Annotated in this window: 11 protein-coding genes; 7 read left to right on the forward strand and 4 right to left on the reverse strand. The window is 37.5% G+C overall.

The window, feature by feature from the left end:
* The first annotated feature begins 58 nt into the window (after positions 1-58).
* The 7 genes from porG (at position 59) to murI (ending at position 8,240) form a co-directional block, all read left to right on the forward strand.
* Positions 59-796 (forward strand): type IX secretion system protein PorG, encoded by a 738-nt coding sequence (gene porG / locus K5G00_RS04785; RefSeq protein ID WP_238764651.1) that lies wholly within the window; start codon positions 59-61, stop codon positions 794-796.
* Positions 796-1,542 carry an isoprenyl transferase gene (locus K5G00_RS04790; RefSeq protein WP_238764653.1) on the forward strand — a complete coding sequence of 249 codons (747 nt, stop codon included), beginning with the start codon at positions 796-798 and terminating at the stop codon, positions 1,540-1,542. The genes porG and K5G00_RS04790 overlap by 1 nt, the downstream gene beginning before the upstream one ends.
* Positions 1,543-1,558: 16 nt before the next feature.
* Positions 1,559-4,288 carry a BamA/OMP85 family outer membrane protein gene (locus tag K5G00_RS04795; RefSeq protein WP_238764655.1) on the forward strand — a complete coding sequence of 910 codons (2,730 nt, stop codon included), beginning with the start codon at positions 1,559-1,561 and terminating at the stop codon, positions 4,286-4,288.
* A 62-nt stretch (positions 4,289-4,350) separates the two neighbouring features.
* Entirely contained in the window at positions 4,351-4,863 is a 513-nt protein-coding gene (locus K5G00_RS04800) for an OmpH family outer membrane protein (RefSeq protein WP_238764656.1), read from the forward strand.
* Positions 4,864-4,907: 44 nt separating this feature from the next.
* Positions 4,908-5,417 (forward strand): OmpH family outer membrane protein, encoded by a 510-nt coding sequence (locus tag K5G00_RS04805; RefSeq protein ID WP_238764658.1) that lies wholly within the window; start codon positions 4,908-4,910, stop codon positions 5,415-5,417.
* A gap of 139 nt (positions 5,418-5,556) precedes the next feature.
* Positions 5,557-7,398, forward strand: a complete 1,842-nt coding sequence (locus tag K5G00_RS04810; RefSeq protein WP_238764659.1) for a glycosyltransferase — start codon at positions 5,557-5,559, stop codon at positions 7,396-7,398.
* A 14-nt stretch (positions 7,399-7,412) separates the two neighbouring features.
* Positions 7,413-8,240, forward strand: a complete 828-nt coding sequence (gene murI / locus K5G00_RS04815) for a glutamate racemase (RefSeq protein WP_238764660.1) — start codon at positions 7,413-7,415, stop codon at positions 8,238-8,240.
* Between the two features lie 15 nt (positions 8,241-8,255).
* Here murI and K5G00_RS04820 read toward each other — a convergent pair whose 3' ends face one another.
* From K5G00_RS04820 to K5G00_RS04835, 4 genes are all read right to left on the reverse strand, one after another.
* Positions 8,256-9,350 carry a phosphotransferase enzyme family protein gene (locus K5G00_RS04820; RefSeq protein WP_238764661.1) on the reverse strand — a complete coding sequence of 365 codons (1,095 nt, stop codon included), beginning with the start codon at positions 9,348-9,350 and terminating at the stop codon, positions 8,256-8,258.
* Positions 9,351-9,352: 2 nt separating this feature from the next.
* The gene (locus K5G00_RS04825) at positions 9,353-10,252 is read right to left on the reverse strand and encodes a nucleotidyltransferase family protein (RefSeq protein ID WP_238764662.1); all 900 of its coding nucleotides are present in this window, start codon (positions 10,250-10,252) and stop codon (positions 9,353-9,355) included.
* A gap of 14 nt (positions 10,253-10,266) precedes the next feature.
* Complete coding sequence (locus tag K5G00_RS04830; protein WP_238764663.1) at positions 10,267-10,740, reverse strand: MFS transporter; 474 nt, start codon at positions 10,738-10,740, stop codon at positions 10,267-10,269.
* A 174-nt stretch (positions 10,741-10,914) separates the two neighbouring features.
* Positions 10,915-11,427 carry a gamma carbonic anhydrase family protein gene (locus K5G00_RS04835; protein ID WP_238764664.1) on the reverse strand — a complete coding sequence of 171 codons (513 nt, stop codon included), beginning with the start codon at positions 11,425-11,427 and terminating at the stop codon, positions 10,915-10,917.
* Positions 11,428-11,490 lie beyond the last annotated feature (63 nt).

Below are 11,490 nucleotides of genomic sequence, written 5' to 3' on the forward strand. Positions count from 1 at the left end.
ATTTTGAATTTTGTTTATGCCTGAAACTATTGTAATAACAAACAATTACGTAGACCAAATGAAAAAGATAGTATTGGGAATTGCAGCAACAGTTTTGATGGCTGTTTCAGGTTTTGCACAAAAAACAGCTGACATAGGGATTTGGGGTGGAACATCAACCTACATTGGAGATGTAAAAGATGTTACTCCATTTCAATCGTTCAAACCAAATTTTGGAGCATTTTTTAGATATAATTTCAACCCAAGAGTTGGCCTGCGTGCTATGTTTTTAACGGGCAATATCGGAGCAGAAGGTTCAATAGAAGAAACACCGTGGGAGTTTAAAAAAGGTGTGCAGGATATCTCTTTACAGGCTGAGATTAATTTTCTGAAATACAGGGTTGGGGATAAAAAAACGCCATTTTCTCCATATATTCTAGGTGGAATTGGCGTAATGTATTTTCCTTACGAAGTGGATCCTGCGTTGATTTACGCATTCAATCAGAACCACAATAAAGGGATGACGGTAATTAATGAATCGACAGTGGCATTGTCACTGCCTTTCGGAATGGGAGTAAAAACACATTTAGGAGAACGATTAGGAATTGGAATAGAATATTTAATGAGAAAACATTTTGTTGATAAACTGGATAATCTTGACGACCCGCTCGCTTTTATAAATAATGAGGGTAAGGAAACAGTGTATAGTGATTTTTTACATAATAACGACTGGTCGGGGTATCTGGGGGTTCATTTAACATACAAAATATATTTGGGGAAAGAAGCATGCCCTGCGTACGATAAGATTTACAGATAATGGGATCGTTCAGAGATAGGTTAAATAGAAACAATATTCCGAAACATGTTGCAATTATCATGGATGGAAATGGCCGGTGGGCAAAAAAACAGGGAATATCCCGGATTTTTGGCCACGAAAAAGGTGTTGAGTCCGTCCGTATCACCGTTGAAGCTGCGGGGCAGATCGGGATAAAATTTCTCACTTTGTATGCCTTTTCTACCGAAAACTGGGAACGCCCGAAGTATGAAGTTGATGCATTAATGACACTCTTGGTTCAAACCGTTGAAGCAGAAACTGAATCATTAATGAAGAACAATGTAAGCCTTGGTGTTATTGGAGATATTTCTAAAATGCCAAAAAAGGTTCGAAAAAAACTAAACAATTGTATTGATATGCTGGGATCAAACACGGGGTTAAGATTGATCCTTGCGTTAAGTTACAGTTCTCACTGGGAAATTCTTGAAGCAGTTAAAAATATTGTACAAGATTCCAAAGACGGAAAAGTAATTCCGGAAGATATTAATGAAAAACTGTTCCGAAAATATCTTGCGACGGCAGATTATCCTGATCCTGAGCTTTTAATTCGCACAAGTGGCGAGCAACGAATCAGTAATTTTTTACTTTGGCAAATTGTTTATACTGAATTGTATTTTACAAATAAATTATGGCCCGATTTCGGGGAGGAAGATTTATATGAAGCCATTTATAATTACCAGAACAGAGAGAGAAGATTTGGAAAAATAAGTGAACAGTTAAATAGCTAATTAATATATGTTTAGAATGCGAAAGCCATTTGTAATCGTACTGTTTTTAATGCTTTTTACTCTGCCTAACGTGTATGCACAGGTAGCCGACAGTACCAATTTCTCAATTTATTATTCCAGCCCAAAACAATACACCATTGCTGAGATTAAGGTTTCAGGAATTCGGTATCTGGATAAAACAGTTTTGGTGCAATTATCGGGACTATCAGTTGGAGACGAAATAGAAGTGCCGGGAGAGACAATTACCACTGCGATCAAAAAATTGTGGCAGCAAGGGTTGTTTTCAGACGTTCAGATATCAGCTACAAAAGTTGTAGATAACCAGATTTGGCTTGATATCTACCTGCAGGAAAGACCACGACTCGCAGATGTGAATTTTTACGGAGTTTCAAAGTCGGAAAAAGATGATATAACTGAAAAGGTTCTCCTTTTAAAGGGGAGTCAGGTTACTGACCATCAGGTGAATAGTGCCGAGCGAACCATTAAGGGTATTTTTACAGAGAAAGGCTTTTTGAATACCGAGGTCAATATTGTTCAAAGAGATGATACTACGCAAAATAACAGTATTATTCTTGATATATATATCGATAAGAAGGAAAAGGTAAAGGTCAATAATATAGAAATTGAAGGCAATGAGGCTTTGACCGATGTAGTATTGGAGCGGGCAATGAAAAAGACCAACGAACGGAGTTTGCGAAATTTTTTCCGCACCAAAAAGTTTCTCAGGGAAGAGTACAGAAAAGATAAAATTGCCCTGATTGATAAATACAACGAAAAAGGCTATCGCGATGCTGTAATCGTTGACGATACGGTCAAGCAGGTAGAAGTGGGGAAAAGAGATAAACCCAGGGTCGATATTGATATGGATGTTGAGGAAGGAGATAAATATTACTTTGGTGACATCAGATGGGTGGGGAACACGATCTATCCGTCTGACTATTTAAGTGCCGCCCTCGGGATAAAAAAAGGCGATGTATTTAATCAGAAGATTTTGGATAAGCGCTTGTTTGATAACGACGAGGGATTAAACAATTTGTACCTGGATAAAGGATACCTGTTTTTTAACCTGGATCCGGTTGAGGTTAATATTGAGAATGATTCTATCGATTATGAAATGAGGATTTATGAAGGGAAACAAGCTACCATAAACAAAGTCCTTATTACCGGAAATACAAAAACCCATGAGCATGTAGCTCGCCGTGAGTTGCGTACTTATCCCGGGGATTTGTTTAGTAAAACATTGTTAATGCGATCATACAGGGAATTGGCACAACTGGGGCACTTTGATCCGGAAACCATTAATCCCGATGTCCGACCACACCCGGAAGAAGGAACAGTAGATATTGAATATCAGTTACAGGAAAAAGCCAACGACCAAATCGAACTTTCAGGTGGTTGGGGAGCAGGAATGTTTGTTGGCTCGGTAGGTTTAAAATTTGCTAATTTTTCCGTTCGTAATATTTTTAACCGCGAAGCATGGAGACCATTGCCTACAGGCGACGGGCAGACATTAAGTCTTCGTTACCAAACCAGTGGGCGCTATTACCGAACAATTAGTTTATCGTTTATTGAGCCATGGCTGGGAGGTAAAAAACCAAATTCATTCTCTCTTTCATTATCTCATTCCAGAATTAATTATAGCGCAAATAAATATTATAATAATTATAATTCATACGGAGGTTATTCTCCATACGGGTATGGCGGTTATTCTCCATATGGATACGGAGGTTATTCTCCATACGGGTATGGCGGTTATTCTCCATATGGCGGTTATGGATACTCTCCATACGGCTATGGTGGGTATGGCTATTCGCCTTATGGAAATTATGGTTATCAGTATAACTACGAATCAGAAGATGATGGTGACAGTTCTGATGATCAGATCTGGGAGACTACAGCCTTAGCCTTAGGATATGGATACAGATTATCGTGGCCTGATGATTATTTTACGGTTTATCACGAAGTGTCGATGGAGCATTACAGGTTGCAGAATATGGGAAGTTACTTCTATTTCTTAGCGGATGAAAATGGAGATGTAAACGGAACATTTAACAACCTGAGTTTTAAAACTGTATTTGGCCGAAATTCTGTTGATGCTCCGATTTATCCCCGTAATGGTTCTAATTTTTCATTGTCATTAAAATTAACACCTCCGTTTAGTGTATTGTCAGGTAAAGATTATAGTTCTGATGATATTAGTAACGAAGAAAAATATAAGTGGATTGAATACCACAAGTGGTTGTTTAAAGGACAGATGTATAACCCGTTATCAAAAGACAGTAAGTTAATTTTGCGTACAGCGTTTGAGATGGGATTTCTGGGGTATTATAATAAAAATATCCCGTCGCCATTTGAAGGATTTATTGTGGGTGGTTCTGGTATGTCGGGATACAACATTTACGGGACTGATTATGTTTCCTTACGTGGTTATAAAGATTATAGTTTAAGCCCGAGTAATGGTTCCAAAATGTATTCTAAATTTACAATGGAAATGCGCTACCCGATTACTTTAAAGCCGAATGCTCAGATTTATGCTTTAACCTTCCTCGAAGGAGGTAACGCAAATACAAGTTTCCAGAATTATAATCCGTTTAAACTTTACCGGTCGGCAGGTGTAGGTGTACGTATTTACCTTCCGATGTTCGGATTGATGGGGATTGACTGGGGATATGGATTTGATGATGTGCCAGGTGTAACCGGAGAGAACGGAAGCCAGTTCCATTTTGTTATCGGGCAGCAATTCTAGTGGTTAATGATTTGGCACAAAATATGATATATGAAATTTCAGTTAATTAAATTAAGAATGCCATGAAAAAAGTAGTTTTAACATTTGCTGTAATTTTAATGGTAGCAGGAATATCTTCTGCTCAGAAATACGCATTTATCGATTCTGAATATATACTCGAAAATATTCCGGCTTTTACAGCGGCTCAGGAACAACTCGACCAATTGTCGTCTCAGTACCAAAAAGAATTGGAATCGATGCATGCCGAGATAGAACAAATGTATCAGGATTATCAGGCAGAGAGTGTTTTGCTTTCTGAAGATATGAAACGCAAACGCGAAGACGTAATCATAACAAAAGAAAAAGATTACAAACAGCTTCAGGCAAAGTATTTTGGACCCAATGGCGATTTGTTTAAAAAGCGCCAGGGGCTTGTAAAACCAATTCAGGATGACATTTTCAATGCCGTCCAGGAAATTGCGAATGAAGGAAGTTATGCAACGATTTTTGATAAGGCAGGTGGTACGACATTGTTTTATACAAATCCTCGGTACGACCTCAGTGATCAAGTTTTGCAAAAACTCGGATATAAATAATTAATAATTATATTTGTGACCAAAAATTTAATACTACATTGACTATGAGAAATTTATTAAAACTCTTTGCTGTTATTCTGTTGATGGGTACAACAGCATCTATTAATGCGCAAACACTTAAATTCGGACATATTGATTTGCAGGCTTTGGTTCAGGTAATGCCTGAAAGTAAAACAGCTCAAACTGAAATGACTGGTTTTCAGGCCGATATAGAAGAAATTTTTGGTGGGATGCAGACCGAATTACAGCAAAAATATACCGAATTTGAACAGTTGGGAGAAGAAGCTTCTGAAGTAAAAAGAAATGCGAAAATAACTGAAATTCAGGATTTGCAACAAAGAATCGAAAATTATCGTGCTACTGCACAACAACAAATTCAGCAAAAGCAAGCCGAAGTTCTCCAGCCCATATATAAAAAAGCCCAGACTGCAGTCGAGGAAGTAGCAAAGGAACAGGGTATGATTTATGTTTTTGATATTAATGCGGTTATATACAAATCGAATCAAAGCATTGATGTGCTGCCATTGGTAAAGAAAAAACTAGGAATTGAATAAGTAGAAGATACTTAATAAGAAAAGCCATTTGTCAGTATAGACAAGTGGCTTTTTTTGTTTAAGAAAACATTCCTGTATTATTGGATTGAAACGGATTTAGAATTATATTTAGTCAATCTGAATTCTAATTAAAGATCTTATGAACTCTGACGACAAAGGGATAAATGAAAATGTTGTGCTGAATGTTCCTGAAAAGACAATGCTTTTTGAAATAGCCTGGGAGGTATGCAATCAGGTTGGAGGAATTTATACAGTTATTCGTTCAAAGGTTCCGTCTGTTATCCAAAAATGGGGAAAAGACAACTACTTTTTAGTAGGGCCTTACTTTGCTGAACAGGCGGCAGCTCATTTCGATCCTGCAACCGATTTTTCCACACCAATAGGTAAAGCCGTTTTGAAAATGCAGGAGCGGGGTTTTGACGTTTACTATGGACAATGGATTGTTTCAGGAAGACCTAATGTAGTTTTGTTTAACCCGTATTCGGTTTACGACAAACTGGGCGAGATAAAACATTTTTTGTGGCAGGATTTTCATATATCGATGCCGGGTAACGATGAACTTCTTGACAAAGTTGCTGCATTTGGTTACCAGGTAAAAGAGTTTTTTCATTATCTGTGTTCAACCAAATTTTGTGAGGGGCCGGTAATTACACACTTCCACGAATGGATGGCGGGGCTGCCTATCCCCGGAATTAGAAAAGAAAATCTAAATATTAAAATTGTTTTCACTACGCATGCAACGCTTCTGGGGAGATATTTGGCAATGAATGACCATCGGTTTTATGATCACTTGCCATTTTACAACTGGGAGGCGGAAGCAACAAAATTTAATGTTAAATCCATTGCAGAAATTGAAAGAGCTTCAGCTCATGGTGCGCATGTTTTTACCACAGTAAGTGAGGTAACCGGAAAGGAATGTATCCACTTGCTGGGGCGAACTCCTGATATGATTTTGCCTAACGGATTAAATATAAGACGTTTTGAAGCGTTGCATCAAATTCAAAACCAACATGTTCAGGTAAAAGAGCAGATTCACGATTTTGTAATGGGGCATTTTTTCCAAAGCTACTCCTTCGATCTGGATAAAACCTTGTATTTCTTTACTTCAGGAAGATATGAATACCACAACAAAGGATATGATTTGACTTTGGAAGCCCTTGCCAGGTTAAACTGGAAAATGCAACAGGCGAATTCAGACATGACAGTTGTTTCGTTTTTTATAACAAAACGACCATTTTACACTTTTAATCCTGACGTTTTGCATTCCAAAGCGCAAATAGAAGACGTTCGTGGGGTTTGCGAAGAAATAAAACAACAGGTGGGTAAACAGTTGTATACAAAGATTACTTCGTCGGATGGACCATACCAGTTCCCTGATTTAAGTGCGCTGGTTGATGACTATCTTCGCTTGAAATTAAGAAGGAATGTTCAAAGTTGGAAAACACATCAGCTACCTAAAATTGTTACCCACACGTTAATCGATGATGCAAAAGATGAAATATTGAACTTTCTTCGTACTGCCAATCTGGTTAACAACCGACACGATAAAGTTAAAGTGGTTTATCATCCCGATTTTATCTCCACTTCAAATCCTTTGTTTAAAATGGATTATAACCAGTTTGTTCGCGGATGTCATTTGGGAATTTTCCCGAGTATGTACGAACCTTGGGGATACACCCCGCTTGAATGTCTGGCGAGCGGATTGCCTTCGATAACAAGCGATATGGCCGGATTTGGCGATTACGTTGTAAAAGAAGTATCCGACAATGACGCAAAAGGTTTATATATAATAAACCGCAGAGGCCGTGATTTTTATGAAGTTGCCGAAGACCTTGCCAACAAATTGTTTGCTTTTGTGCAGATGTCACGTCGGGAGCGAATTGCCCTTAGGTATCGGTGCGAAGAAGCGTCGCTTCATTTCGATTGGTCGAATCTTGGTAAATATTACGATGATGCCTATAATCTTGTAATAGAAAGATAACTGAAATAAATTGAATGAAGCGAACTCCGATTGGTATTTTTGATTCCGGTTACGGTGGATTAACAGTCTTAAAAGAAATCGTAAAGACTTTGCCCGAATACGATTTTCTGTATTTAGGAGACAATGCTCGTAATCCCTATGGAACACGATCTTTTAAGGTGGTTTACGAATATACCCTGGAAGCCGTAAAGTATTTATTCTCTCAAAATTGCCACTTAATTATTATAGCGTGTAATACCGCTTCAGCAAAAGCACTTCGGAATATTCAGCAACTCAATTTACCAAAGATTGCACCGGAAAGAAGAGTTTTGGGGGTTATCAGACCCAGTGTTGAAAAAGTAGCCGAGATTACAAAGAACGGTCATGTTGGGGTTTTGGGAACCGTTGGTACAGTTACCTCCGAATCCTACCCTATCGAATTGCAAAAATGGTCAGAAGGAAGAGTAAAATCAACAGTTCAGGAAGCTTGTCCTATGTGGGTGCCCATTGTGGAAAATAACGAAATCGAGACGGAAGGAGCGGAGTACTTTATTAAAAAGAATATTGAAAATATTTTCGTTAAAGACAAAGAAATTGACACATTGATTTTAGGTTGTACACATTATCCCTTGCTTATTAATTCTATTCAAAAATATGTTCCCAAAGGAGTTCGTATTCTTGAACAAGGTGAAATTGTCGCTGAAAAGTTGGTTGATTACCTGGTACGTCATCCGGAAATTGATTCAAAAATATCTAAAAATGCGACAATCGAATTTCAAACTACAGAGGTAGCTAAGAATTTTGAAGAAAAAGCAGCCTTGTTTCTCGAAAAAGAAGTGTCGGCTCACACTGTTCATTTGTAAGAAAAAATCAGGGTTTTAAACTATCTCCCTGATGATTGTTTTCATTTCATTTTCTTTTCTTGAAATTTCAGAAACCAGCCGGAATTGAGCACGGGCGCGTTCGATGTTATGATCAGCGTGTTTAATTTTATAATAAACATCACCGTCCAGGTAATCAGTTAAAAAGCGAAGCCCCATAATAAAAGTCATAAATTTGGCTGAGTGAGGCAGAAGTTCAATTTCTTTTTTGGTTAAGAATGATTTTGTTTCCTCAAGAAAACCACGGGCAAACGATCTGTAAATTTCCAGATCTAGAGTAATTTTGTCTAAGTCGGTTTCATCTTCTTCTGTTGTGCAGGCGGCGGTTCTGATTGCATCTCCAAAGTCGAAGTGAACCAATCCGGGCATCACTGTATCCAGGTCAATAACACAAAGAATCTGACCATCTCTGTCAAACAGAATATTGTTTATTTTGGTATCGTTGTGTGTTATTCGCGAAGGAATTTCATTGTTCCTGTGTGCACGGATTAATGTGTGCATTTCCTCTTCATGTTCAAGAACAAAATCAATTTCTTTTTGAGTAAGTGAAATTCGGTTCTGAAAATTAACCTCCAGAGCTTTTCTGAAATTCCGGTACCGAAATTCAATGTTATGAAAATCTACAATTGTTTCGTTTAAAGGTTTTCCGGGAAGATCAGCAAGTTGTTGCTGAAAGTGCCCAAAGCCTTTTCCGGCAAGAAACGCATGTTCCGGATTTTCTATCTTTTCAACACTCTGACTGCCCTCTACAAAAAGAAATACCGCCCAGTAATTTCCTTCAACATCCTTTGAAAAGTATTCTCCAGTTTTAGTCTGAATATGTGTGATGACTTTTTTATCGGTTTCTCCAACTCCCCGCAATTCCAATTTTTTACGAATATGGTCGGTTACCCTGATGATGTTTTCCATCATTCCGGCAATGTCTTTAAAAACATAATGATTCTTACGCTGAAGAATATAATCCGACAGTCCTGTTTCTTTAATACTTATTCTAAACGTATCGTTAATGTGCCCGTTGCCAAAGGGTTCAATGTTCTCAACAGTTCCGTTGATACTAAATTGTGAGGCGATTTCAAAAAGAGGATATGACATGACTAAAATAATTTTTCGGGATATTCACCTTTGTTAATTAATTCCCTGATTTTTTCAACTACAAAAGGTTTGTCTTCTTTGTATGTTACTCCAAACCAGGGTGAATTTGCTTCTAAAACTTGTACTTCAACCTTTTTTTCCTGAATCAATTCAAAAACTACCGACGGAATGTACATCTCTGATTTTGGTTTGTGAATTTCGGTTTTCAGGAAATCGATAAATTTTTCTTCCAGAATGTTAAATAGGGCAGGTTTAAACCCCCAGTTATTCATCGAAACTATTTCATTTCCTGTTAATTGGTTTTCGATACCCCCTTCTTCTATGGAAACAATCTCTTTTCCTTTTTTTAGAATTTTAGTTGTTTCTACAATCTTTTGGAGGTTTTTTTCTCCATCAACATCACAAATTCCACGTGATACTGTTCCGAAATCAGATAAAGTATTTTTTAAACGATATCCTACCATTGAATATTCTGATTCTTTTTTTGATTCAGAAAGGTAATCGGCCATTACTTTGTATGCATTGTAGCCATAAAAATCGTCGGCATTCAGCGCACAAAATGGTTCTTTTACTGCGTCTCTGGCAACCAGAATGGCATGTGCAGTTCCCCAGGGCTTTTCACGTCCTTCGGGCAAAGTAAATCCTTTTGGAAGGTTGTCGAGTTCCTGGTAAACATATTCCACCTGAATTTTTCCCTGCAGTTTTTTATCAAATTTTTCTTTAAAAGCATCAGCAAAACTTTCGCGAATAATAAAAACAACTTTGCCAAATCCAGCTTTTATAGCGTCGTAAATCGAATAATCAATAATTGCTTCGCCGTTTGGTCCCACAGGTTCTACCTGTTTTAGTCCACCAAAACGGCTTCCCATTCCTGCTGCAAGTATCAATAAGGTAGGTTTCATAAATTGTTTTTTTATTAATTAGATGTTCTGATTTTATGTCCGCTTATGGCATTGTAGAAAATAAAAAGGAAGCATGGAACAGCAGTCCTGTATCCATTTTGCGCTCCTACAGCATCTTTCAGGAATCCATAAAGTGTTGGAACAACAGCACCACCAGCAATAGCGGTTACCAATAACGAAGAACCTGCTTTGGTGAATTTACCGAGGTCGGCCATTGCCAGCTGCCACAATGCAGGCCACATTAAAGAACAACCCAGTGCCATCAAAAAGATAAAACAAATGGAGATGGCTGCCGGTGTAAATACAACCAAAAAGGAACCGGCAAGAGCAGTTGCAGCACTAATATGAAGGGCTTTGTTTTGTAGCGGAACCAGATAACTGTTGATTCCCAGAGCAAATACAATGGCAAAAAACATAATCCCTACAATGATCAAAGGGAAAAGGTACGAATGCTTCTTTCCAGCAGAGACGGTTGTTTTTTTGCTCATAATCTTTTTATTTTATCACGTAAATGGCGCTTTGCAATTTCTTATACGAAAGAAGGAAATCTTTTTGATAAAATAAAATATTTGTCAAAAAAGTTTTTAATTTTTTTAAAAAGATGCATTGTTTGATCTGTTTTATTTTAAAAGATTTGGGTGTTATTATATATTACTGAGAATTTATTTGTACCAACTGGCATACATTCCGTAAGAATTTGCTATGCGGTTAATTTCTCCCTCAAGCAAATCTTCACTGATTTCTTTTATTTTTTTAGCGGGAATTCCGGCGTAAACACTACCTGATTCAACAACAGTGCCCTTTGTAACAACGGATCCTGCAGCTATAATCGTATTACTTTCAACAACTGCATTATCTAAAATTACCGAATTCATACCAATCATAACGTTATCTTTTATTGTACATCCATGAACAATAGCTCCATGGGCAATGGTTACGTTATTCCCGATATTGGTTGGTGACTTTTTATATGTAGCATGTATCACTGCGTTGTCCTGTACATTGGTATTGTTTCCTATTTTAATATAATGAACATCCCCACGCAGTACTGCATTAAACCAAATACTACAATTATCTCCCAATGAAACGTCTCCGATAATTGTCGCCGTCTCTGCTAAAAAACAACCATTCCCAATTGCTGGTGTTTTGCCGTTTAGAGTCTTTAATAGTGCCACTATCTATAATAATTTTAAATTGGTTTCAAATATATTAAAACCTTTAAATAATTGAATATGTCA

It is taken from the genome of Maribellus maritimus, from assembly GCF_022267315.1.
Classification (GTDB): Bacteria; Bacteroidota; Bacteroidia; order Bacteroidales; family Prolixibacteraceae; genus Draconibacterium; species Draconibacterium maritimum.